Origin of the sequence: Mycobacterium sp., from assembly GCF_019243155.1 — a bacterium.
GTDB lineage: Bacteria > Actinomycetota > Actinomycetes > Mycobacteriales > Mycobacteriaceae > Mycobacterium.
Genome location: NZ_JAFAUS010000525.1, coordinates 1 through 23,510, shown reverse-complemented (window position 1 = coordinate 23,510; position 23,510 = coordinate 1). Strand labels below are relative to the sequence as shown.

Sequence of the window (23,510 nt, the reverse complement as noted above, 5' to 3'; positions counted from 1 at the left end):
GCCTACGCCGACAGCGGCCGGCTGCTGAACATCGGCTCGGCGCTGGGGCCCGGCGCCGCCTCGGCGTGGGACTCGGCGGTCGTCGACCAGTTCACTCGCGGCGGCGCGTTGTGGGGTGTGCCGCAACTGACCGACGCCGGAATTGCGTTGTACTACAACGCCGATCTTCTCGCCGCGGCCGGCGTCGATCCCGCCGAGCTGAACAACCTGCGGTGGAGTCCCGACCGCGCCGACGACACGCTGCGGCCCATGCTCGGCCGGCTCACCGTCGACGCCGGTGGACAGACAAGGGAGTCAGCAGGTTTCGACTCCGGCCGCGTCCGGCAGTGGGGGTACAACGCGGCCAACGACCCGCAGGGCATCTACCTGAACTACATCGGGTCCGCCGGCGGCGTGTTTCAGCGCGGCGACAAGTTCGCGTTCGACAACCCCGGGGCGGTGACGGCGTTCCGGTACCTGGTCGACCTGATCAACGACGACCACGTCGCGCCGCCCGCCTCGGACACCAACGCCAACGGCGACTTCTCCCGCAACCAGTTCCTGGCCGGCAGGATGGCACTCTTCCAATCCGGCACCTACAACCTGGAGCCGGTTGGCCGCGACGCGCGCTTCCATTGGGGCGTCGCGATGATGCCGACGGGTCCCGTTGGACGGGTGAGTGTCACCAACGGCATTGCCGCGGCGGGCAATGCCGCGACGAAGCACCCCGACGCGGTGCGAAAGGTGCTGGCCTGGATGGGCAGCAAGCAGGGCAACGAATACTTAGGCCGCGAAGGCGCGGCGATCCCGGCGGTGTTGTCAGCGCAGCCGGTCTATTTCGACTACTGGGCCGCCAGGGGCGTCGACGTGAAACCCTTCTTCGCCGTGTTGAACGGCCCGCGGATCGCTGCCCCGGGCGGCGCCGGCTTCGCGGCCGGCAACGACGCCCTGCGGCCGTATCTCGACGAAATGTTCCTGGGCCGAGGCGATGTCGCGGCGATGCTGCGAAAAGCGGAGTCGGCGGCCAACGCCGCGGCGCAGCGCTAGCCGGCTTCGTCGTTGAGCGCGCTGTGGTGACGGCCCCACACGAAGTAGAAGATCAACGCCGCCGCAACCCAGCCGCTGAACGCGATCCACGTGTACCAGTGCAGGCTGGCCAGGATGTACCCGCATACTAATACCGAAAGAACCGGCGTGACAGGGTAACCGGGCACCTTGAACGCCCGGGGCAGGTCGGGCTCGCGCACCCGCAGCAGGATCACGCCGATGGATACGACGATGAAAGCCGTGAGCGTCCCGATGGACACCATGTCCGCGAGCTTGTCCAAAGGCACCAAAGCCGCCAGGGCCGAGGCCGCGACGGCCACGATCAACGTGTTGCTCACCGGCGTCATGGTGCGTTGATTCACCGTGGCGAACCGGGCCGGCATCAGGCCGTCGCGTCCCATCGCGAACAGGATGCGGGTCTGGCCGTACAGCGTGACAAGCGTGACCGTGAAGATCGAGATCACGGCGCCGGCGGCCAGGATTGTGCTGGCCCACATCCCGTGCGTGACATTGTCGAGGATGGTGGCCAGCCCGGCCTCTTCCTGTTGGCCGAAAGCCTGCCACGGTTGGGTGCCGATCGCGGCGAGCGCGACCAATACGTAGACGGCGGTGACGATCACCAGCGCCGATATCAGCGCTCGCGGCATCGTCTTCTGCGGATCGGTCACCTCGTCGCCCGCGGTCGACACGGCGTCCAGACCGACGTACGTGAAGAAGATGGTGCCCGCCGCCGAACTGATCCCCGCGACGCCGAACGGCGCGAAATCCTTGAGGTGATCGGCGTCGTACGCCGTAAACGCGATGATCACGAACATGCCCAGCACACCGAGCTTTATCAGCACCATGATCGCGTTGACCCTCGCCGACTCGCTGGTACCGCGGATCAACAGCACCGCGCACATGGCGATCAGGACGACCGCCGGCAGGTTCACGTAGCCCGCATCGGAATCCCAGGGCGCCGCCGACAGCGCATGCGGCACCTGAAATCCGAACAGGTTGTGCAGCAGCTTGTTCACATAACCGCTCCAGCCGACGGCGACCGCGGCGGTGGCCACCCCGTATTCCAATAGCAGGCAGGCCGCCACGCACATCGCGACACCCTCACCAAGGGTGGCGTACGCGTACGAGTATGACGACCCCGAAATCGGTACGGCAGAGGCTAATTCGGCGTAGCAGATCGCGGCGAGACCAGCCGCGACACCGGCGATGATGAACGAGAGGATCACACCGGGACCGGCCTCGGGCACCGCCTGGGAGAGCACGAAGAAGATTCCGGTGCCGACGGTCGAGCCGACCCCGAACATCGTCAGCTGGAACGTGCCGATACTTCGCTTGAGGTGATCCGCGGCTCCCTGCGCGACCGGTGCGCTGGTCACTGGGCGGCGGCGCCGCAACTGCTCGGTCAGGCTGATCGACGTGGCTGGCAATTGCGCCTCCTGTGCTGGGTCAGCTGATTATGTTCCAGCCTCCCGCAACACCGCAGCGAACTGCTCAACGGCCCAGTCGATCTCCTGTGCCGTAACCACCAGGGGTGGCGCGAACCGCAGCGTCGAGTCGTGGGTGTCCTTCGCCAACACGCCCCGGGCCGCCAGGCGCAGGCTCATTTCCTTGCCTGTTCCCCGCGCCGGATCGACGTCCACCCCAGCCCACAGGCCGAGGCCGCGCACGGCCAGCACCCCGTCGCCCAGCAGCGCCCGCAGGCGCCGATGCAGGTGCGCGCCCAGCGCGACCGAACGGGCCTGGAATTCACCGCGAGCCAGCATGGACACCACGGTGGTGCCGATCGCTGCGGCCAGGGGGTTACCACCGAAGGTGGAGCCGTGCCCGCCGGGATGCAACACGCCCAACACATCGCGATCCGCGACCACGGCCGACAGCGGAACCACGCCGCCGCCCAGCGCCTTGCCGAGCAGGTAGACGTCGGGCACCACCCCCCAGCGATCGCACGCGAACGTGTAGCCGGTGCGGGCCAGTCCCGACTGGATCTCGTCGGCGATCATCAGCACGTTGTGCTCGCTGCACAGCGCCCGCACGGTTGCCAGATAGTCATCGGGTGGCACGATGACGCCCGCCTCCCCCTGGATCGGCTCCAGAAGCACCGCGACCGTGTTGTCGTCGATCGCCTGGGCGATCGCCGCGGCATCACCGAACGGCACCGAACGGAAGCCGGGCGTGAACGGCCCGAACCCGCCGCGTGCCACCGGGTCGGACGAGAAGCTGACAATGCTGATGGTGCGGCCGTGGAAGTTGTTGTCGGCCACAATGATATTGGCCTGGTCGACGGGCACACCCTTGACGTCGGTGCCCCACTTGCGGGCGACCTTGATCCCGCTTTCGACGGCTTCGGCCCCCGAATTCATCGGGAGCACCATGTCTTTGTCGCACAGGTAGGCGAGCGCCGCGCAGAAGGGCCCCAGCTTGTCGGAATGGAACGCGCGGCTCACCAACGTGACCGTGTCGAGTTGTGCGTGCGCCGTCGCGATGATCTCGGGGTTGCGGTGACCGAAGTTCACCGCGGAGTATGCGGACAGGCAATCCAGGTAGCGCCGGCCCTCGATGTCGGTGATCCACGCACCCTCGGCGCTTGCCGCCACCACAGGCAGCGGCGAATAGTTGTGCGCTGCACGCTTTTCCATCAATCGGATTGCGGTGTCGTTGCGGTTCGCCGCGACCCTTTCCGACGTGAGGTTCTCGAGGATCGTCATGAAAATACCTCCAATGTGCAGCATTTGACGGAACCGCCGCCCTTGAGCAGCTCGGACAGATCGACACCGATCGGTTCGAAACCGGCCTCACACAGCTGTGCGGCGAAACCCGTTGCCGCGCAGGGAAGCACAACGTGACGACCGTCGGAGACGACGTTGAGGCCCAGGACGTAGGCGTCGGCGCTTCCGACCACGATCGCAGTCGGGAACAAGCCGCGCAGTCGCTGTTGCGCCGCCGCACTGAACGCCGGCGGGTAGAACGCGATCGTGTCGTCGTCCAGAACGGCCAGGGCGGTGTCCAGGTGGTAGAAACGAGGATCCACCAGCTCACACGTCACGACCGGCATCCCGAGCAGCGCTTCGATTTCGGCGTGCGCTCGGTGGTCCGTACGAAAACCGCAGCCCGCCAACACCATATCGCCGACCTTCAGCAGGTCGCCCTGCCCCTCGTTGATGTGACGAGTCGACACTGGCCGGTACCCGAGCGATGACATCCACGCCGCGTAGGCACGCGATTCGCCTGCGCGCTCGGCGAATTTGAACCGCGCGACGATCGCGAAATCGCGCGCGACGAAGCCACCATTGGCGGCGTAGACCATGTCGGGAAGGCCCGCGATAGGTTCGATCACGTCAACGTGATGACCCAGCCGCAGGTAGGTCTGACGCAGACCCTCCCACTGGGCGAAGGCGCGGTCGACGTCGACGGGCGTGGAGACGTCCATCCACGGGTTGATAGCGTACTCGACGGCGAAGAACTTCGGCGGGGTCATCGCGTACCGGCGGACACTGGCGGCACGTCTCAGTTCCACGACTGCGGGAGCAACAACGTAACTGTCCGTCATGAATCAACGATATTTGCGTTCTCTGGCACAATCAAACACCGGATATTGCGTGTCTAGGCATTATTTGTTGCGTTATAGTTTTTCCAGCGGCGATTTATTGTGTAGCGAGAGGACGGCGATGGACCGCCTGGACGAGACCGACGAACGCATCCTGGCCGAGCTCACCGAGCACGCGCGGGCGACCTTCGCCGAAATCGGTGAGAAAGTGAGCCTGTCGGCGCCCGCGGTGAAGCGGCGCGTCGACCGGATGCTGGACGACGGTGTGATCAAAGGCTTCACTACGGTCGTCGACCGCACTGCGCTCGGCTGGAAGACCGAGGCCTATGTCCAGGTTTTCTGCCACGGCCGAATCTCGCCCGACGAGCTGCGGGCGGCGTGGGTAGACATCCCCGAAGTGCTCAGCGCGGCGACGGTCACCGGCACGCCCGACGCCATCCTGCATGTGCTGGCCCGCGACATGCGGCATTTGGAGGAGGCATTGGAGCGGATCCGGTCGAGCGCGGACATCGAACGCAGCGAGAGCATCGTCGTTTTGTCGAACCTCATCGACCGCATGCGGCCCTAGCGGCCAGCGGTCAGCCTCGGCGAAGCAGTCGGCCAAGCCTCGACGGCGACCGCCTCGGTGGGCGGCGAGATGCGTAGGGCCAGGGCACGTTCCGCTCTGGGACCGACTCGACCCTGACACCTTTGAGTTGCGTGCGCAGGTGCTGACGCATGTCGTGCAGATCCGGATCAGTCCAACGGTTGGTCGCTTCGATCGGATCGGCGATGAGGTCGTAGAGCTCCCACTGATCGTCGAGCGGAGAGGTCCGGTATGCCTCTCCCCCAAAGCCCGTTGGCCGCCAGGTGGCGCACGCCGGGTTCGGTCCAGGTGCTCGGGTCGTCGAAGGTGCGGACCAGCTTCCACAGGTGCCCGGCGCCGCCGCGCACTTGAGCGTCATCGACGCGGACGACGAGTCCCTCGAGATTGGAGGCGGTGTGAGCGGGGATCCGGATACGAAGTGGCGCAGGCGGATTGACCGTCCGCTTCAGGCGGCGCGCCAGACCGGACGCACCGCTATCCCAGGCCTTCGATGTCGTAGGCGAGGACGTGGGGCGGGTCGAACTCGGTGATGCGTTCGACGATGGTGTCGCGCTTCACCTGCACGCGTCGGGCCGTGCCGACCGGCCCCTCGTCCGGACCGGAAAACAATATGCACGAGTGATCGACGTTCTCGGCCCACGAATTGATCGACCCGAAGTCCGCAAGAACACCCCAGATGTCGCCAATACCGGCCGCGATGGTGCGAGTCCGGTGGATGTCGGCCACCCGTTCAAGCTACGCGAAAGCCGACCGGCTTAGCGGCTTAACGGGTGAGATGGAAGATCGTCTCGATCGCGATCGCCCCACCGCCGGCCGCGGTGACGATGGCGAGCGTCAGCCAGTCGGCAGGTTTCGGGCGCGCCGGGTTGGCGGACAGCTGGCCCACCCCGCCGCGGGCGGTGATCGCGTCGCCCATCTCGTCCGCGCGCCGCAGCGTCACGGTGATGGCGGCGGCCATCAGGTCGATCAGTTCGATGGCGTGCCGGTGGCGCCGCGCCCGGCGGCTCTGCGGTACCGGCTTGGGCCGCAACCGCCGCGCGGCGTAAAGGACCTGGAACTCGTCGATCAACATGGGGAAGGCACGCAGCGCCAGCGCCAGCGACACGGCCCACTCGTCGACCGGGATCCGCAACAGCTTCAAAGGGCGGCCCAACATCGCTAGCGCGGGGCCGATTTCGGCGACATTCGTCGTCCACGACACCATGGCCCCCAGACCGAGCAGCACCAGGGACAGCGCGGTGATGCGCAAGAAGTTCAACGATCCGCCGAGCCCGATGTGAAGCCCGCCGACCGCGACCTCCGGGGTGCCGCCGGCCAACGCGGCGCTGACGTACCCGACGCCCAGCGCGATCCACAGCCACTTCGGGACCGACGGCACGGCGCCGCGCGGGATATGGGCAATCCGCGCCGCCACCGCAACCAGGGCCGCCACGATCGCGATCGTCACCCACCCCGGATAGAACGTCAGCAGCACCGAAACACCGGCAACCACCAGCATTTTGGTGCCGGCCCACAGATCGTGGATCGCTGACGTGCCCGGTACCGGGACCAGTAACACGACCGGACGAGAGGATCGTCGGCCGCTGCCCGCCTTCGGAGCTGAAGTTGCTGTCAAGACACGCCTTTCGCCGCGGTCGGCATCGCTTCCAACATGCCGTCACGAAGATCCAGGGTGCGCGGGCAAAGGTCCTCCAGCCCGGCGACATCGTGCGAGATCACGACCACCGTCAGGCCGCGATCGCGGCGCAGTTCCTCCAGCAGCGTCAGCAGGCCGCGCTGGCTGGCGGCGTCCAAGCCTGCCAGCGGCTCGTCCAGGATCAGCGCACGCGGTGAACAAGCCAACAAACCAGCCAGCACCACGCGCCGCATCTGGCCACCGCTGAGCTGATCGATGCGCCGTTTGGCCAGCGTGGAATCCAGCCCCACAACGCTCAGCGCCGCGGCCACCCGGTCTTCATCCCGCGGCGAAAACCCGGCCGCGGAAGCCACTTCCAGGTCGACCCGGCTGCGCATCAATTGCAGTCTGGCCGCCTGGAACGACAGGGCCACCGCACCGACCTGCTCATGGGTGGGACGGCCGTCTAGCAGGCAGACCCCCGACGTGGGAACGGTGAGTCCGGCCATGATCCACGCCAGCGTGGACTTTCCGGAACCGTTGCCGCCGTGGACCAGCAGACCGTCGCCCTGCTCCACGACGAAACTGACGTCCCGCAACGCGGTCTTGGCCCACGGTGTGCCGCTGCCGTATTCGTGGCCGACGCCAATGAGTTCCAGCACCGGGGCCTGCGAGCCGGGTGAGACCGCCACGGACGCCGCCGAAGCGCCTACGGCGCCAGCCATGTCGGCGTTGTCCGGAGATTCGCGGAGACGGATGACGCGGTCGGCGGTATCGGCCTCGTTGTTGTAGTGCGTGATGTGAACCAGAGCCGCCTGGTGCCGTTTGGCGAGACCCGACAGCACTCCCAACAGGCTGTCGCGGCCCTGCTGGTCGACCATGCTGGTGACCTCGTCGGCGATCAGGAGCGCGGGTTCGCGCGCGAGTGCGGCCGCCAGCGCAAGGCGCTGCAACTCCCCACCGGACAGACTTCCGGTGTCGCGCTCGTCGAGGCCCTCGAGGCCGACCTCTCGAAGCAGTTGGCCGACATCGACATTCGTACCCGGCGGCAGACCCCAGACCACATCGTCGGCGACCCGAGTGCCCAACACCTGGCTTTCGGGGTGCTGTAGCACCACCGCCGTTCCGCCGAACTTACCCAACCCCACCGCGCCGGGACGCTCGACGGTTCCCGCCGTCGGTTCCCGGCCAGCGAGGACGAGCATCAGGGTCGTCTTCCCCGAGCCGTTGGAGCCGGTGACCGCGATGTGTTCGCCCGCCCGGAGCTCCAGACTGAGTTCGCTCAGCGCGTCTTGGCCGGTACCGGGGTAGCGGAAGCGCACCTTGTCCAGCCGCACCGGAATCGGCCCGATCGGGATGTCCACCGCGGCGGCCGAAGCGTCAAGCTTGTGCAGATCCGGGACGCCGCGCATCCGCGCGATGAGGCGCGACAACGCCCACCAACCGATCAACGACACGACCACTGTCGAGATGACGAAGTAGACGAGCGCCACCCAGGGCCAGTAACCGACGACCGTGGCGAAGCACCGTTGCAAGACGTCGGCCGGCTGCTGCAGATTGACCCGGCCCAGGAATGAGGCCAGTCCATCCACGTTGGACTTCATTGCCTCGTAGATGAGGTGACGAAGCCGGGTCATCAGCGCCAGCGAGCCGACCGACGCGGCGCCGAGGAAGATTCCGGCGATCAATGACGAGAAGACGACCGTGGGCGTACCGCGGCCCTTGCGTCTGACGATTCCGACCAGGCCGCCGACATACGCGCTGTGGAAGACCCCGATGAAACCGCCCATTCCGGCGATCAGAAAAGCGATCATCCCGGCGGCAACCGTTGTGGCAAACAGGGCACGCAACCGGTAGCGGAATGCGATCAGCGCCGTGGGCACCGTGCCCAGCAACGCGACTCCCGCGGCGAACGGAACAACAACGGCGACGATCGCGATGACCGCACACAAAGCCGCCATGACCGAAGCGTGTGCGAGCTCGGCCGGTTGCAGCGGTCCACTCCGCGGACGCGAACGGACGGGGTGCGGGGCATTCACTTTATTTATTGTGCCAGGCCGCGGCCCCGCCATCCTGCAACACAACATGTGATCTGCGGTTTTAACTCGAGTAAGCCGGGTTACCCTCTCCCATAGCAAAGCTATGCAACCATGGATGTATGAACTCACCCGCCGCCAACCACACTGATGTCGTTGACGCCGCAAACACCAAGCCGCCCCAGCAATTGGGAGCGGATCTGCTCGCTGTGGTCGCACGGCTCAACCGCCTGGCCACCCAGCGCATCCAAATGCCTTTGCCCGCAGCGCAGGCCAGACTGCTGGCCACCATCGAAGTTCACGGTGAAGCCCGGATCGGTGACCTCGCCGCCGTCGATCACTGCTCGCAACCGACGATGACGACGCAGGTGCGCCGCCTCGAAGAGGCCGGCCTCGTCACCCGAACGGTCGACCCCGGAGACGCGCGGGCGGTCCGGATCCGGATCACCCCCGAAGGCAAACGCACAATCAACGCGGTCCGTGCTGACCGCGCCGCGGCGATCGAGCCCCAGTTGGCGATGCTCGAGTCCGCGGACCGGGAGGTACTGACGGAAGCGGTCGAGGTGCTGCGCCGACTGCTCGACAACGCCTCATCCACGGGTCGCCGCAACACCCTGTGATGGGTGCGGCGCTGGTAGTACGCCGAGCGTGGGAGTAAACACTTAACAAGGGTCGGGGGGTCAGAGCCTTGCGGCGGGATCAATTCGAGCTGACCGGGTGACGAAAGGTGGCGGCCATGCGTCCGGATGTTCCGGCCTCGCCGGGCGGCCCGCTGACCGTATGGCTCGGGCCGGTGCGATACGTCTTCGGCCCCGGCCGCGACGTGATCGTGGGATACGGCCCGGGGTGCGATGTTCCACTCGAGCGCGTGGCGGCGGCCAATCAGCCACTTCCGCCGCCCCACCCCGATGTGGTGCTGCGGTTCACCGGCACCCAGTGGGTGGCCATCGATCTCAGCCATAACGGCATCTTCGTGAACGGAACGCGCACGCCGACGGTCGAGATTCGCGACGGCCTGGGGATCACCATCGGCGATCCGCAGCGCGGTCCGCGACTGGTCTTCCAAACAGCGAGCCGTCCGCCCGGACCACCCCCGGGTCCGCCGCGAGCCCCGGCTCCGCCCCCGCAGCCCCCTACCCAGCGCGACACCCAGCGGATGCCGGTCGCCCGGCCGCAACCGCCCGCGACCGAGCGGCCGATCCAGCCCCAACCGTGGCCGAAGACCCCGCCGCCCCCGGTCGCGGCCCCCGCGGTTGCGCCACCCCCGGTGGTGCCACCCCCGCCCCCACCCGCACCGCCAACCGCGCAAGTCGATAGCCCGCCGGTCGAAGACGAGCAGTCGAAAGGCCTCGGTCTGATCGAGCGGATGGTCACCAGCAAGTTCCGCACGCCGCGGCCGTCATTCCGCACCGCGGAACCGAATGCCACGTATCGCCTGCCACTGGGACCCGGCGCGCGCACGAGCGGGGTGACCGCGTACCGCCTGGGGCTCACCGTCGACGGGCACGACATGCTCTCCGACATCTCGTTCACCGCGCGCCTGGGCACGCTGACCGCGGTCATCGGGCCGTCGGCCGCGCGCAATTCCGCATTGCTCGGGCTGCTCGCCGGCACCCGGGACGCCAGCACCGGTCGCGTCACCGTCGACGACCACGACGTGCACGCCGAGCCGCAGTCCATGCGCACCCGCATCGGCGTGGTCTCGCGTGATGACCAGCTGCACCGGCAGCTGACGGTCGAACGGACTCTGGGCTACGCCGCCGAACTGCGCCTGCCGCCGGACGTTTCTGCGGAACATCGCGAGCGGGTGATCGAGCAGATTCTCGAAGAAGTCGAATTGACGCCCCACCGGTCCACCCGGATCGGCAAGCTCTCCCCCGAGCTGCGTCGGTGCGCTTCGATGGCGGTCGAGCTGATCACCAGGCCGACCCTGCTCGTGGTCGACGAGCCGACCGCCGGACTGGATCCGGCCCAGCAGAGCCACGTGATGGCAATCCTGCGGCGCCAGGCCGACATTGGCTGTGTCGTCGTGGCCGCCGTGTCGTCGCCGGCATCGCTAACCCAGCTCAACATGTGCGATCAGCTGCTCGTGCTGACCGCTGGCGGAACCATCGCCTTTCTCGGGCCGCCCCTGCAGGTCGAGTCCGCGATGGGTACCAACAACTGGTCGAACATCCTGGGACGGCTCAACGCCGACCCTGACGGAGCCCACCGCGCTTTCCTCGCGCGGCCTCCCGCGTCGACCACACCACCGGATGTCGCCGCACCGTGGCCGCTCCCCGCTCGACTCCCGCTGCGCCGGCAAGTCCGGTTACTGGCCCGGCGCGAGGTTCGCCTGACCGTCGCCCACCGCATCTACTTCTGCTTCTTGGTGCTCCTCCCGTTCGCGTTGGCCGGGCTGGCACTGCTCATTCCAGGCGACTCGGGGTTGGAGCGGCCCAAGGCGGGCAGCGCCAACATGCACGAAGCCATCGAGATCCTGGCCGCACTCAACGCCGCCGCGGTCCTCATCGGCACCGCGCTGACTATCGGCGCCGTGGTTCGCGAGCAGCGCGTTTTCCGCCGTGAGCAGGCGGTAGGGCTCTCGGCGTTGGCCTACCTGATCGCCAAGATCATCGTCTTCAGCGTGGCCGCGGCCATTCTCACCGCCATCGTGTTCGCCATCGTCATCGCCGTCAAAGGCGGACCGGCGCACGGCGCCGTCCTGCTGGGCAACGCGACGGTCGAGCTGTATGTGAGCGTCGCGGCCACGGCCATCGCGTCGGCGTTGGTCGGGCTGGCGTTGTCGACGCTGGGCAGGTCCCGGCGAGAAGTCCTGTTGCTCATAGCGCCGGTGATTCTGGCATCGCTGCTGTTCAACGGCAGCCTGGTGCAGCTGGTCAGCAAGTGGGGCTTGCAGCAAATCTCCTGGCTCGTCCCGGCGCAGTGGGGTTTCGCGGCCTCCGCGTCGACCGTCGACCTCCGCAGGGTCGACTCGCTGGCCGCCAATGCCGAGATGTGGACGCACTACAGCGGTTGGTGGGTGTTCGACATGGTGATGCTCGCGCTCTTCGGCGCGACGGCCGCGATATTCGCCCTCTACCTATTGCGGCCACCCGACCGAAAGACTCCGCACCGACCCTCACAGCGCGACCAACAGGAACCGAGTCACCCGTCGAGCTCAGCAGTGGTCGACGGCACCGCCTAGTCCGCAATGTGAGCGTTATCCACCGCTTATTCCCCGCGGAACAGACGCAGGTTACGGTCGAGTCATGGCGTCAGACAACACAAATACTGCCGAGCAGCTGCGCAATGCATTGGACGGGCGTTGGCGTGACGTCCGAAACCAGCTCCGCAAAACCTTCACCGAGGACCTGTTCCGTCCGCACTTCACCCCGAACACGGTGATCGCGCGCACCAAGGTGGCCGAGCAGATGCGGATCATGGCCGCGTTCGGCGCCGCCGCGGACTCGTTCCGCAAGGAGCACGGTGGCACCGGTGACGTCGGTGCGGCCATCACGATGATCGAGATGCTCGCGATGTCGGACCTGTCGCTGATGGTGAAGGCCGGAGTGCAGTGGGGCCTGTTCGGCGGCGCCGTCGAGAACCTGGGCACCGAGCGCCATCATGAGGCCTACGTGAAACAAATCATCAGCCTGGAGATGCGCGGGTGTTTCGCGATGACCGAGACCGGACACGGCAGCGACGTCCAGGCCCTCGAGACGACGGCGACGTACGACCCCGAGACGGAGGAGTTCATCATCAACTCCCCCACCCCGACGGCGCGTAAGGACTACATCGGCGGCGCTGCTGAAACCGCAATCATGGCATCGGTTTTCGCTCAGCTGATCACCACCGAGGACGGTAAGCCGGTCAATCACGGCGTGCACTGCCTCTTGGTCCCGATCCGCGACGCCGAGGGCAACGACCTCCCCGGAGTGACGACGTCTGACTGCGAATACAAGGGCGGCCTGCCCGGCGTCGACAACGGGCGCATCGTGTTCGACCACGTTCGCGTCCCCCGGGTGAACCTGCTGAACAAGTACGGGGACGTCGCGCCGGACGGCACCTACAGCTCACCGATCGAAAACCCCAACCGCCGGTTCTTCACGATGCTGGGAACCCTGGTCCGGGGCCGGATCACCGTGGGCGGCAGCGCGGGCGCGGCCGCTCGCGTCGCGCTGGACATTGCCACCCGGTATGCGTTGCAGCGCAAGCAGTTCAGCGCGCCCGACGAAGAAAACGAAGTGTTGATCATGGATTACCTGGTGCATCAGCGCCGGTTGTTCCCGCTGATCGCCAAGTCATACGCGCTGCAGTTCGCGCAGAACGAGTTGGTGAGCAAGTGCCACGACATTCAGACCGCGGACGAGCCCGACGCCGAGGAGCAACGCGAATTGGAATCCCGCGCAGCGGGTTTGAAGGCGGCCAACACCTGGCACGCCAGCCGAGCGATTCAGGAATCCCGCGAGGCCTGCGGCGGCGCGGGCTACATGGCCGAGAACCGGTTGGTCGCACTGCGGGGTGACACCGACGTGTTCACCACCTTCGAGGGCGACAACCACGTGCTGACCCAGCTGGTCGCCAAGGAACTGCTGACGGCGTACGCCGACGACATCAAGAGCATGAGCCCAGTCGAATGGGTGCGCTTCGCGGCCAGCACTGTCGGCGATGAGGTCATCAAACGCACTGCGGCAGAGACGATTATCCAAACGATCATCGACGCGCGCCAGGACAGCGAGGAGGAGGGCAGCCTCTTCAACCGCGGCACGCAGATCAAGATGTTCGAAGATCGCGAGCAGTACCTGCTGGCATCCGTTGCGCGTCGACTGCAGGCCAAGTCCAAAGAGATGTCGGAGTTCGACGCGTTCAACTCGGTGCAAGACCACGTGCTGCACGCTGCCACCGCACACATCGACCGGGTGGTGCTCGAAGCGTTCGTCGCCGGGATCGACGCCTGTCCCGACGAGGACGCCCGCGAGCTGCTCGGCATCGTGTGCGACCTTTATGCGCTGTCGGTGATCGAGGACGACAAGGCGTGGTACATCGAGCATCGACACCTGTCCACCGATCGGGCCAAAGCGGTCACACGGGGTATCAACGATCGATGCCGCGCCCTGCGCCCGCACGCGAAGACCCTCGTCGACGGTTTCGGGATCCCAGAGTCGCTGCGTTACGCGGAAATGCTGCACCCCGAGAATTTGGCGGACGTCATCACGAGCTGACGGGCTGCTTGGCAAGAACGCTTAATCACCCTGCAGCACACCGCTATTCGTTCGGAATCTTACCGAGCGCTTCGAGCTTGCCGGTTGCGGAGATTCGGAATTTGACCGTGCCGATGCCGCTGGGACAGCACGCCTGATCGCTGCCCTTCTGCCATTGATACTGAACGGTGACGGTGTCGTCCGAGGGCGGCAAGACGGTTATGTACGGCTTCGGGTGCGTGGGTGAACCCAGCGCGGTGTTGTGATCGAAGAACAACAACTGCTGCGCAGTCGATTCGCTGGCGATCGTCGGAATGATTTGCACCCAGTGCAACCGGCAGTTTCGGGTATGACCGCGGGCGATTTCGACCCAATTCGAACCCGGGACCGTCACGGGTACCGAAGCGATGGCCCGGCGCACCGTGTCGGCCTTCGGTCCGTCGGACTCTTTGCACGTGTCGGGCCGAGCAGCCGGCGGAGCCGACGGCTTCGACCCGCAACCCGAGGCCAGCAAAACAAAAAAGATCACAATCACCCAACGCACGCGGTGAGCTTAGCGAAGCCTGTGAATGTTCCACCGGTTTGGTCAAAAATCCAGTTCTGGCAGCGTGTTTGCGTGGGGCCGCGGGTAACCTCGGCTCAGGCGACGGGTCAATGATGACCTGCGATAACGCCATCTGCGGCAGCCGGATTGGCCGGCAATTTCACAGTCGCATCTTCTCCATTGAGAGGAAGCCGTAAAGCGGCGGAAATTTCGGACATAAAGGCCGAAATATGGCCGTCGCACAATGAACTGACCCGATGCAGAGCTAACCCGATCGCAGGCGAGGGAGGGATGTAAGCGTGGCCAGGGAGTCCATGGCGCCAGACAAGGATGCCGTGAACACCATGTGCGCTTACTGCGGCGTCGGTTGTGGCATGGTGTTGCAAGTCACAACGGATCCGGAGAGCGGCCGCCGTCACATCGCGAAGTCGGTTGGGAACAAACAACATCCAGCTAACTTCGGCCGATTGTGCACCAAGGGCGCGACCACCGCCGACATGCTCAACGGACCGGGCCGGATGGAATCGGCACACCTGCGCCCCGAACGCGGCGAACCGGTCGAGCCCGTCGACATGGACAAGGCGATCACCCACTGCGCAAATCGGTTGCGGGCGATCATCGACGAGCACGGGCCCGACTCGTTTGCGATGTACGTCTCCGGTCAGATGTCCATCGAGGCGCAATACCTGGCGAACAAGCTGACCAAGGGCTTCATCAGCACCAATCAGATCGAGTCGAACTCACGGCTGTGCATGGCCAGCGCGGGTTCCGGCTACAAGCTTTCCCTAGGCGCCGACGGGCCGCCGGGTTCCTACCAAGACTTCGAGCGTGCCGACGTCTTCTTCGTCATCGGCGCCAACATGGCCGACTGCCACCCCATCTTGTTCCTGCGCATGATGGATCGCGTCAAGGCCGGCGCCAAACTGATCGTCGTCGACCCCCGCCGCACCGCCACCGCCGACAAGGCCGACCTGTTCCTGCAGGTCTCGCCGGGCTCGGATCTCGCACTGCTCAACGGGTTGCTGCAGCAGATCGTCGAGAACGGGCACACCGATCCCGAATTCATCGCGGAGTTCACCGAGGGCTGGGAGGTGATGCCCAGTTTCTTGGAGCAGTACACCCCCGACAACGTCAGCGAAATGACCGGCATCCCAGCCGAAGACATCCGTGCGGCGGCCCGCATGATCGGCGAAGCCGAGAACTTCATGAGCTGCTGGACGATGGGCCTCAACCAAAGCACCCACGGCACCTGGAACACCAACGCCATCTGCAACCTGCACCTGGCCACCGGTGCCATCTGCAAGCCCGGCAGCGGCCCCTTCTCCCTTACCGGACAACCTAATGCGATGGGTGGCCGTGAAATGGGTTACATGGGCCCGGGCTTGCCCGGTCAGCGTTCGGTGGCATCGGATGACGACCGCGCATTCGTCGAGGACCAATGGGGCGTCCCGCGCGGAACGTTGCGCACCGACGTCGGCACCGGCACCATCGACATGTTCTCGCGCATGGCCGACGGCGAGATCAAGGCCTGCTGGGTCATCTGCACCAATCCCGTTGCTTCGGTGGCCAATCGGAAAACAGTGTTGGCCGGCCTGGAACGCGCCGAACTGGTCATCGCCCAGGACGCCTTCTTCGAGACCGAGACCAACGAATACGCCGACGTCCTGCTGCCGGCGACGTTGTGGACCGAAGCCGAGGGGGTGCTGGTCAACTCCGAGCGCAACATGACGCTGTTCCAGCCGGCCGTCAACGCGCCGGGCCTGGCGATGCCCGATTGGCAGATCATCGCCCGGATCGCTTGCGCGATGGGCTTTTCGGAGGCCTTCAGCTACAACAGCGCCGAGGACGTCTTCGAAGAAATCAAGCGCTTCTCGAACCCGAAGACCGGCTATGACCTACGTGGCGTCAGCTACGAGCGGTTGCGGCAGAGTCCGCTGCAGTGGCCATGCGCACCCGAGCGCACCGAGGACCGTAACCCGATCCGCTACCTCAATGACGGTGTCAGCCAAACGCAGTTCGTCCGCGAAGACGGCCACGTGCCGCAGTTGGCCTTCCCCACCCCGAACGGCCGCGCGGTCTTTTTCGCCCGCCCGCACCTGCTGCCCGAGGAAATGCCCGACGACGACTACCCGTTCCTGTTGAACACCGGTCGGCTGCCCCACCAATGGCACACGATGACCAAGACGGGCAAGGTCGCCAAACTCAACAAACTCAATCCCGGGCCGTTCGTGGAAATCCACCCCGACGACGCCGCCCGTCTCCAGGTTCGTGATGACGACTCGATCGAAATCGCCTCCCGCCGTGGCCGTGCCGTGTTGCCCGCCGTCGTCAGCGACCGGGTGCGTCCGGGGAACTGCTTCGCCCCGTTCCATTGGAACGATGCCTTCGGCGAATACCTGTCGATCAACGCGGTCACCAACGATGCGGTGGACCCGATCTCGAACCAGCCGGAATTCAAGGCGTGCGCCGTCACGCTGACGAAAGTGACCGTCTCCCAGCCAGAGCCAGCCACCGAGGCCACGCCTCCGGCGGCCACCGACACATCAGAACCCGCGCCCACGGAGGTACGAGAGATCAGCGCCTCACAAATCGACGCCCTCGGCGAATTTCTGGGCATCGCAACCAAACCCGTGCCGAATTTCGACGAGCTCGGCCGTTCATACCTTGCCGGGATGCTCAGCGGGCTCCGGTCGGAAGGTGGTCTTCGCGCCGGTGGAGTTCCCACGCTGCCGCAGAGTGCGCCATTCGATCCCAGCACACGACTGTGGGTCGACGGCCTGTTCGCGGGGATGTTCTCCCGGGCCGACGCTCCCTTCCTAAAGGTTGAGGCACCCGATTCGGCGCCGACGCCCGCCGTCGAAGAGCCGACGCTCGAGCCGCCCGGTCCCACAGCGACCGCCGAGCGGGCTCCGATCGTGGTGTTGTGGGCCTCACAGACCGGGAACGCCGAGGAGCTCGCCACCGACATCGCCGCGCAATTGGGTGACGCCGCGTTGGCGGTCAGCCTGCAGAGCATGGACGACTTCCCGGTGGCCGAGTTGGCGACGACACGCGAACTTCTGCTGATCACCAGCACCACCGGTGACGGCGAGCCGCCGGACAACGGCTCCGGCTTCTGGCGGGCGTTGACGTCGGACGACGCACCGCAGTTCACCGACACGCATTACGCCGTACTGGCGCTGGGCGACTCGAACTACGACGATTTCTGCGGCCACGGCCGCAAGCTGGACGCGCGCCTCGCGGAACTCGGAGCGACGCGGATCGCCGACCGGGTCGACTGCGAACCCGACTACGACGACGCCGCCGCGAAGTGGTTGGGCATTGTTGTTGAAGCGCTGAGCAAGGCGCCCACATCGGTCGGTCGGAATAGCAACGCTTCGGCCTCCGTCCGTCCCGCGGCCGCTGCGCGTCCTCGATCCGGCGCCGGCACCTACAGCAAGAAGAACCCGCTCATCACCGGCATCGTCCGCAACACTGTGCTGAGCCGTCCGGAATCGACGAAAGACGTGCGGCAGCTGGTGTTCGACCTGCCCGAAGAAGCGGTCAGCTACGAGGCCGGTGACGCGCTCGGGGTGTGGCCGCGCAACAGCGACCAGCTGGTCGACGAGTGGCTGTCCGTCACTGGACTGGACGGGCAGACCCCAGTCGAAGTCGGCGAGCACGGTTTGATGTCGTTGCGTTCCGCGCTCACCGAACGAATCGAGATCGCCCACATCAGCAGGGATCTGGTGCGTTTCGTGCAGGAGCGCACCGGCGACCCGAAACTCGCCGAGCTACTGAAGCCCGATAACAAAGCCGCCCTGAGCGATTGGACATGGGGGCGTCAATCCATCGACCTGCTGGCACGGCTGCCGGTCTCCGCTTCGGCCCACGAATGGCTGCGGGTCCTCAAACGCCTTCAGCCGCGGCTGTACTCGATCTCGTCGAGCCCCAAGGAGTTTCCGGGGGAAGTGCACCTGACGGTCTCGCCGGTGCGCTACAACTTCCAGGGCGTCCCGCGCCGCGGGGTGTGTTCGACCTACCTTGCCGACCGCTCCGCAGGCGACCGAGTCGCGGTGTTTTTGCAGCCGTCGAGCAATTTCCGGCCGCCGAGTGAGGCGGACGCACCGATGATCATGATCGGCCCAGGGACCGGCATCGCACCCTTCCGCGGTTTCCTGCAGGAGCGCCGCGCGGTCGGCCACACAGGACCCAACTGGCTGTTCTTCGGCGAGCAGCACGCTGCCACCGACTACTACTACCGGGACGAGATCGAGGCGATGCATGCCGACGGCTTCCTCACCGAACTCGACCTGGCGTTCTCCCGGGACCAACAAGAAAAGGTCTACGTGCAGCACCTGATGCGCAAGCGGGGGGCCGAGTTGTGGAGCTGGCTGCAGGACGGCGCCCAACTGTACGTCTGCGGCACCGCCGACCCCATGGCCAAAGACGTCGATCGAGCGCTCTGTGACATCGCGGCCGAATTCGGCAAGCTCGACCCGGAAGCGGCGAAGGAGTACGTCCAGTCGCTGAGCAGTGACAAGCGCTACCACCGCGACGTCTACTAGCTCCGGCGCCGCGGCCCGCGGATCCCGTAATACGACCGAAACGTTCCACACCCGCCGCCGAAACATCTCCGTCGCACGATTCACTCGAGACATTCGCGCTCGAGGAGGGACGCCCAGGTGGCTTCCGAGTTTGACGGGTCCCGCGGGGAGGCCCCGCGCAACGGCTGCCCATTGCGGTGTGGGTTGCGCCATGCCGGTGACGACCTCATCGAGGGTCAGGAGCCGGCGTGCGACTGGGCCGGGTTCCCCATCAATCTGGACTTCGCGTTCTCACAGCAGCAGCGAGACAAGGTCTACGCGCAACACCTGATGCGCCGTCGCGGGGCCCAGTTGTGGCGATGGTCGCACGACGGCTCACCGCTGTGTGCCTGCGAATCGGCCGGCCAGGAGCGGTTCCATCCCGGCACGGCGGAGTCCCTCACCAGCGGATAGCTTTCGGGGGTTGCACGGCCCGTCCGATCACGCCTCATTCAGCGTGAGAAAAACTCGGTGGTTTCCGACCGACCCGGGTATCGGTTTCACTACCGACGCTGGAGGAAACCATGACTGCACCGACCGCCAACCCGATCACTTCGACGGAGCTCCGCACGCTGATCGAGTCGTCCGCAGCTCCGCGCATCGTCGATGTGCGGACCCCGGCCGAATTCGAGACCGCACACATCACCGGCTCTCACAACGTGCCGCTCGACGTGCTCGACAACCACACCGCCGAGATCGTCACGCGCCTCGGCCGCGATAACGATGTTGTGCTGGTGTGTCGGTCGGGGCAACGCGCGGCCAAGGCCGAGACGGTGTTGCGAAGCGAAGGTCTGACGGGCGGCCGTGTCCTGGACAAGGGCATCAGCGATTGGGAGGGCCAAGGCTTCGCCGTGGACCGCGGCAGGCAGCGCTGGGATCTGGAGCGCCAGGTGCGTCTGGTGGCCGGATCCGTAGTCCTCTCTTCGGTTTTGGGCAGCGTCGCGGTTCCCCGGCTCAAATGGCTGGCCGCCGGGATCGGTGGCGGGTTGACCTTTGCCGCGTTGACCAACACTTGCGCCATGGCGACGGCGCTGTCGAAATTGCCCTATAACCGCGGCGCCACATCGGATGCCAAGATGATCTTGTCTGGGCTCGGCGACACGTAGCCGCCGGCGCCCAAGCCTACGGTGACGCCGTGACCTCCGGGAGGTCGGCCGCCTGCCAGGCGCCGAATCCGCCTAGCACATCCGACACATCGACGAAACCGGCGGCACGAAGCGCACTCGCGGCGATCATGGAGCGGGTTCCGCTCGCGCAGTAGAGCACGACGGGAGCCGTCTGATCGAGCTTTGCGAACGACGCTGTGAGCGTGGGTAGCGGGATGGTGTGAGCGCCGGGGATGGCGCCTTCTTCGGTTTCCCCGGGTCCGCGTACGTCCACGACTTGCAGTCGCGGCTCCGCATCGCGCAGCCCGGACAGCTGATGCACGCTCAGTCGGGACGCGGCTTGGATCAGATCCAGTCGGCGCGTGACGACCTCGGCGAGGTCACGCAACTGCCCGACCACCCGGTCGAATCCCACTCGGGCTAGCCGGATCTTCGATTCGCGCGCGTGCACAGGGTCGCCGACCAACACGATGTCGTGAGCCGGTGACAGCACATGGCCGGCCCATTCGGCGAAACGTCCTTGCAGGCTGACGTTCACAGCATTTCGCAGATGGCCGGCGGCGTAGTCGCCCGGCTCGCGAGTGTCCAACAAGATGGCGCCCTCGTTGGCGCGTCGGAGCACCTCATCGATATCGAGTAGCGCCGGGGGCGATTCGTCGAGTAACGGGTGCGCCTCGGTGTTGCGCTTCGAGTCGTATTGGAAATAGGGGGGTTGCGCTGACTGCCCTTCGGTGACCGCCGCGACGAACGCTTCGACGTCGGGCTTCTTCAGCGCGTAGTTGGTCTTCTTCTGTTCGCCGATGGTCGAGCTGGTCTCGCTGGACAGGTTCTTGCCGCAGGACGATCCCGCTCCGTGCGCGGGAAACACGCGGGTGGCGTCGGGCAATTTCAGCAGCTTGTCGTGCAAGGAACCGTACAGCGCGGCAGCCAGCTCATCCGCTGTGATGCCGTCCGATGAGCAAAGGTCCGGCCGCCCGACGTCACCGATGAACAACGTGTCTCCGGTCAGGACACCGTAGGGCACCTCATCGTCGGGGTGTTCATACACGACGAGGCAGATCGACTCCGGCGTGTGACCGGGTGTCGACAGGATCTCGAAGGTCACCTCTCCCAATGAGATTCGCTGCCCGTCGTGCAGCGGTTCGATCGAGAAACCGACTTCGGCCCCTTCGCCATAGGAGATCACCGCGCCGGTGGCCTCCGCCAATTCCAGGTGGCCACTGAGAAAGTCGGCGTGGATATGGGTCTCGATGACCCGCTCGATCTGCAGCCCGTGTTCGGCCGCTTCATCCAGGTAGATGTTGACATCCCGGCGTGGATCGACGACGACGGCGCGGCCCGTCGTCTCGTCACCGATCAGATAGGAGGCTTGCGACAAACAGTCCAGATAGTGTTGCGTGAAGATCATTTTCGGCTTTTCTCCTCAACACGTGTCATCGATTGCGCGGGGCTGGTTGTCCGTACACCGCCACCACCACGGTGCGATCGAAGCTGTTGTCCGACCACACCCCCATGGCGGTGTTGGCGCAATCCCGGATGATCGCCATGTCATCCGGGTTGTGATACCACTGGTTGACCAATTCCAGGCTGCTGATGGCGATGGCCGGGTTGGTCGCGATCGTCTCGGCCGCTCTGCCCCGGAACCCGGCGGCGTTGGCGCGATCCTGCGGCGATGACCCGTCGGATCCGGTGTCGTCGTTGATGTTTCGATTGTTGATCATGTCGTCCGCGTGCCATTCGGCAGCCAGGGTCAGCGCGTTGTCCCGGACGATGTCGTTCGTGCAGCCCGCCTGGTGTTGCAGTGTGTAGACGGCGGAGACGACCGCGCTGTTGAGCCGCTTATTGTCGGCGTGCGCCATGGGCGCGGCAAACGCTGCCGCCCCTGAAACCGCCACGGCGACAAGCAGTATCCGGGCCGCGCAACGGATTGGTAGCAACACGGCAGATTCCCTCGGGTCAGACCGGGTCGAAGTGCGAGACAAGCCAGCGGCCATTGACTTTGTCCAGCGTCACCCGGATGACGGGCTGGGTATCGGTGGGAGCCCCGTCGCCGATGGTCACCGTTTGGTCGACGAACAACAGCGCCACGGCATGGTTCGGGGTGACCGAAACCGGTGCTGCCGAATTGACTTTGGCGATCGCATTGATGTGCTTTTCCTTTGCCCCCGGGATGACTACCTGGCGGGTCAGATCCGTATAGGCGTCCTTGAAATCTCCCGTCAGCCGCTCGCGCGCGGCGCCCAGGTCCTTCTCCACCGAATCCGCTTTGTAGGACAACAAGGCCACCGCATCCTCGCGTGCGGCCCGCACCGATTCGGCACGGGCCTGGGTCAGGTCATCGGCCGAACCCGCGACCCATTTGAGGTAGCCCGCCGCCAGTGTCAGCAGCAGGGCGACCGCGGGCAATACGCCGTATGTGAGCACGCGCGACTTGCGTCGCGTCTTGGGCCCATCGGTGGGCGCCTCCTCGAGAGCGGCATCGCGCCCGGTTGTGGACTCCAATTCTCCTGGCGTGTCGCTGTTCTCGTCGCGCTCGATGCCCTCTTGGATCATTGCGCTCACAGCGCCCTTGATGAATGTCGTCATGGCACGAACACCACATTCGACACTCGGGCGTCGTCACCGACCGAGCGGACCTCGATCCGCATCCGCCATTCCCGCGGCGCTTCCTCGCCGCCCGCGGTCTGCGACTTCACCGCGACCGCGACCAGCACCTGAGCCGAGTCGCCCCGCTGCGATTCCAGACCGGCATCGGTCACGGTACCTTCCGATTTCGACTGCGCCGCCTTGACGACCTCGATGAACGGCTTCGACCGCTGCTCGAAATCCTCGCGAAAAGCCCCGGTGGACAGGTCGATGATGCGCTGCACGTCGGCATCGATCTCCTTGTAGCTGATCGACGTCAGGTTCACGGCGCCCTGCCGGGCGACCTGGATGAACAGGTCGCGCCGGGCGTCAGCCTGGTGCCGTTCGTAGGCCCGGTAACCCAGCCAACCGGTCAGTCCGGCCAGCAACGCCACGACGGTGACACCGGCCACCGCCGCCCATCCGGCTTGCGAGAGCGGCGGACTGATGCGGCCTCGCCAGCGGGTGCGCCGACTCTGCTGATCGGTCGGATACTCGTCGACTTCCTCGCCAACGTCGAGGTTTTCAGCCTCGTCAGGTTCCACGGTCATGTTGCTCCTTACTGCTTACGCGGGCGGCACTAACAGTGACTGCCAGCTTTTGGCACGAGGGTGCGCGAGATCGGCCTCGGTGTAGCGACGACCATCGGGACCGACGTAGTCACCGTTGGCCGGGTCATA

18 protein-coding genes and 2 pseudogenes are annotated in these 23,510 nt (G+C 65.8%); 8 read left to right on the top strand and 12 right to left on the bottom strand.

All coding sequences use genetic code 11. The features are described from left to right. Positions 1–1,026: extracellular solute-binding protein (locus JOZ00_RS26575; RefSeq protein ID WP_293350522.1), on the top strand; the 1,026-nt coding region annotated here is incomplete at its 5' end. On the opposite strand, the gene JOZ00_RS26570 is transcribed toward JOZ00_RS26575, so the two are convergent. From JOZ00_RS26570 to ddaH, 3 genes are read right to left on the bottom strand one after another with little or no spacing between them, the layout of a single operon-like run. Continuing rightward, positions 1,023–2,453 (bottom strand): amino acid permease, encoded by a 1,431-nt coding sequence (locus JOZ00_RS26570; protein WP_293350519.1) that lies wholly within the window; start codon positions 2,451–2,453, stop codon positions 1,023–1,025. The two genes, JOZ00_RS26575 and JOZ00_RS26570, sit on opposite strands and share 4 nt — an antisense overlap. Before the next feature lie 27 nt (positions 2,454–2,480). Further along, entirely contained in the window at positions 2,481–3,731 is a 1,251-nt protein-coding gene (gene rocD, locus JOZ00_RS26565; protein WP_293350516.1) for an ornithine--oxo-acid transaminase, read from the bottom strand. Then, a complete protein-coding gene (ddaH, locus tag JOZ00_RS26560; protein ID WP_293350513.1) occupies positions 3,728–4,573 on the bottom strand; it encodes a dimethylargininase in 846 nt (281 codons plus the stop codon). Before ddaH ends, rocD begins: the two co-directional genes overlap by 4 nt. 118 nt (positions 4,574–4,691) lie before the next feature. Here ddaH and JOZ00_RS26555 point away from each other — a divergent pair, with 118 nt between their 5' ends. Continuing rightward, a complete protein-coding gene (locus tag JOZ00_RS26555) occupies positions 4,692–5,138 on the top strand; it encodes an Lrp/AsnC family transcriptional regulator (RefSeq protein ID WP_293350510.1) in 447 nt (148 codons plus the stop codon). A gap of 10 nt (positions 5,139–5,148) precedes the next feature. Here JOZ00_RS26555 and JOZ00_RS26550 read toward each other — a convergent pair. The 4 genes and pseudogenes from JOZ00_RS26550 to JOZ00_RS26535 all read right to left on the bottom strand — a co-directional run. Next, positions 5,149–5,635 (bottom strand): annotated as a pseudogene (locus JOZ00_RS26550) (hydrolase); the annotation flags it as partial. A gap of 1 nt (position 5,636) precedes the next feature. Further along, positions 5,637–5,882 (bottom strand): annotated as a pseudogene (locus JOZ00_RS26545) (SRPBCC family protein); the annotation flags it as partial. A gap of 37 nt (positions 5,883–5,919) precedes the next feature. Then, positions 5,920–6,771, bottom strand: coding sequence for an energy-coupling factor transporter transmembrane protein EcfT (locus tag JOZ00_RS26540; RefSeq protein WP_293350507.1), 852 nt, complete (start codon positions 6,769–6,771; stop codon positions 5,920–5,922). Beyond that, positions 6,768–8,732 carry an ATP-binding cassette domain-containing protein gene (locus JOZ00_RS26535; RefSeq protein WP_293350504.1) on the bottom strand — a complete coding sequence of 655 codons (1,965 nt, stop codon included), beginning with the start codon at positions 8,730–8,732 and terminating at the stop codon, positions 6,768–6,770. The genes JOZ00_RS26540 and JOZ00_RS26535 overlap by 4 nt, the downstream gene beginning before the upstream one ends. A 197-nt stretch (positions 8,733–8,929) precedes the next feature. Here JOZ00_RS26535 and JOZ00_RS26530 point away from each other — a divergent pair, with 197 nt between their 5' ends. From JOZ00_RS26530 to JOZ00_RS26520, 3 genes are all read left to right on the top strand, one after another. Continuing rightward, positions 8,930–9,427, top strand: coding sequence for a MarR family transcriptional regulator (locus tag JOZ00_RS26530; protein WP_293350501.1), 498 nt, complete (start codon positions 8,930–8,932; stop codon positions 9,425–9,427). A 116-nt stretch (positions 9,428–9,543) separates the two neighbouring features. Continuing rightward, positions 9,544–11,994 (top strand): ATP-binding cassette domain-containing protein, encoded by a 2,451-nt coding sequence (locus JOZ00_RS26525; protein WP_293350498.1) that lies wholly within the window; start codon positions 9,544–9,546, stop codon positions 11,992–11,994. Between the two features lie 64 nt (positions 11,995–12,058). Beyond that, positions 12,059–14,011 carry an acyl-CoA dehydrogenase gene (locus JOZ00_RS26520; protein ID WP_293350495.1) on the top strand — a complete coding sequence of 651 codons (1,953 nt, stop codon included), beginning with the start codon at positions 12,059–12,061 and terminating at the stop codon, positions 14,009–14,011. A 43-nt stretch (positions 14,012–14,054) separates the two neighbouring features. Here JOZ00_RS26520 and JOZ00_RS26515 read toward each other — a convergent pair whose 3' ends face one another. After that, complete coding sequence (locus JOZ00_RS26515) at positions 14,055–14,504, bottom strand: LppP/LprE family lipoprotein (RefSeq protein ID WP_293350528.1); 450 nt, start codon at positions 14,502–14,504, stop codon at positions 14,055–14,057. Positions 14,505–14,848: 344 nt separating this feature from the next. Here JOZ00_RS26515 and JOZ00_RS26510 point away from each other — a divergent pair, with 344 nt between their 5' ends. The 3 genes from JOZ00_RS26510 (at position 14,849) to JOZ00_RS26500 (ending at position 20,205) form a co-directional block, all read left to right on the top strand. Further along, positions 14,849–19,081, top strand: coding sequence for a molybdopterin-dependent oxidoreductase (locus tag JOZ00_RS26510; RefSeq protein WP_293350525.1), 4,233 nt, complete (start codon positions 14,849–14,851; stop codon positions 19,079–19,081). A 171-nt stretch (positions 19,082–19,252) separates the two neighbouring features. Further along, positions 19,253–19,513 (top strand): hypothetical protein, encoded by a 261-nt coding sequence (locus tag JOZ00_RS26505; protein WP_366022422.1) that lies wholly within the window; start codon positions 19,253–19,255, stop codon positions 19,511–19,513. 110 nt (positions 19,514–19,623) lie between these two features. Next, positions 19,624–20,205 carry a rhodanese-like domain-containing protein gene (locus JOZ00_RS26500; RefSeq protein WP_293350489.1) on the top strand — a complete coding sequence of 194 codons (582 nt, stop codon included), beginning with the start codon at positions 19,624–19,626 and terminating at the stop codon, positions 20,203–20,205. A gap of 16 nt (positions 20,206–20,221) precedes the next feature. Here JOZ00_RS26500 and JOZ00_RS26495 read toward each other — a convergent pair whose 3' ends face one another. The 4 genes from JOZ00_RS26495 to JOZ00_RS26480 are packed head-to-tail and all read right to left on the bottom strand — an operon-like array spanning position 20,222 to position 23,381. Continuing rightward, positions 20,222–21,613 carry an MBL fold metallo-hydrolase gene (locus JOZ00_RS26495; RefSeq protein WP_293350486.1) on the bottom strand — a complete coding sequence of 464 codons (1,392 nt, stop codon included), beginning with the start codon at positions 21,611–21,613 and terminating at the stop codon, positions 20,222–20,224. Positions 21,614–21,638: 25 nt separating this feature from the next. Next, complete coding sequence (locus JOZ00_RS26490) at positions 21,639–22,145, bottom strand: CAP domain-containing protein (protein ID WP_293350483.1); 507 nt, start codon at positions 22,143–22,145, stop codon at positions 21,639–21,641. A gap of 16 nt (positions 22,146–22,161) precedes the next feature. After that, positions 22,162–22,791 carry a hypothetical protein gene (locus JOZ00_RS26485; RefSeq protein WP_293350480.1) on the bottom strand — a complete coding sequence of 210 codons (630 nt, stop codon included), beginning with the start codon at positions 22,789–22,791 and terminating at the stop codon, positions 22,162–22,164. Beyond that, positions 22,788–23,381: an Mce protein gene (locus tag JOZ00_RS26480; protein WP_293350477.1), complete on the bottom strand. Its 594-nt coding sequence runs from the start codon at positions 23,379–23,381 to the stop codon at positions 22,788–22,790. The genes JOZ00_RS26485 and JOZ00_RS26480 overlap by 4 nt, the downstream gene beginning before the upstream one ends. Positions 23,382–23,510 lie beyond the last annotated feature (129 nt).

What these genes read in the sequence shown, in the direction of transcription:
- rocD (WP_293350516.1), bottom strand. Translation starts at nt 3,731, where the DNA reads ATGACGATCCTCGAGAACCTCACGTCGGAAAGGGTCGCGGCGAACCGC.
- ddaH (WP_293350513.1), bottom strand. Translation starts at nt 4,573, where the DNA reads ATGACGGACAGTTACGTTGTTGCTCCCGCAGTCGTGGAACTGAGACGT.
- JOZ00_RS26555 (WP_293350510.1), top strand. Translation starts at nt 4,692, where the DNA reads ATGGACCGCCTGGACGAGACCGACGAACGCATCCTGGCCGAGCTCACC.
- JOZ00_RS26535 (WP_293350504.1), bottom strand. Translation starts at nt 8,732, where the DNA reads ATGGCGGCTTTGTGTGCGGTCATCGCGATCGTCGCCGTTGTTGTTCCG.
- JOZ00_RS26530 (WP_293350501.1), top strand. Translation starts at nt 8,930, where the DNA reads ATGAACTCACCCGCCGCCAACCACACTGATGTCGTTGACGCCGCAAAC.
- JOZ00_RS26525 (WP_293350498.1), top strand. Translation starts at nt 9,544, where the DNA reads ATGCGTCCGGATGTTCCGGCCTCGCCGGGCGGCCCGCTGACCGTATGG.
- JOZ00_RS26520 (WP_293350495.1), top strand. Translation starts at nt 12,059, where the DNA reads ATGGCGTCAGACAACACAAATACTGCCGAGCAGCTGCGCAATGCATTG.
- JOZ00_RS26510 (WP_293350525.1), top strand. Translation starts at nt 14,849, where the DNA reads ATGGCGCCAGACAAGGATGCCGTGAACACCATGTGCGCTTACTGCGGC.
- JOZ00_RS26500 (WP_293350489.1), top strand. Translation starts at nt 19,624, where the DNA reads ATGACTGCACCGACCGCCAACCCGATCACTTCGACGGAGCTCCGCACG.
- JOZ00_RS26495 (WP_293350486.1), bottom strand. Translation starts at nt 21,613, where the DNA reads ATGATCTTCACGCAACACTATCTGGACTGTTTGTCGCAAGCCTCCTAT.
- JOZ00_RS26485 (WP_293350480.1), bottom strand. Translation starts at nt 22,791, where the DNA reads ATGACGACATTCATCAAGGGCGCTGTGAGCGCAATGATCCAAGAGGGC.
- JOZ00_RS26480 (WP_293350477.1), bottom strand. Translation starts at nt 23,381, where the DNA reads ATGACCGTGGAACCTGACGAGGCTGAAAACCTCGACGTTGGCGAGGAA.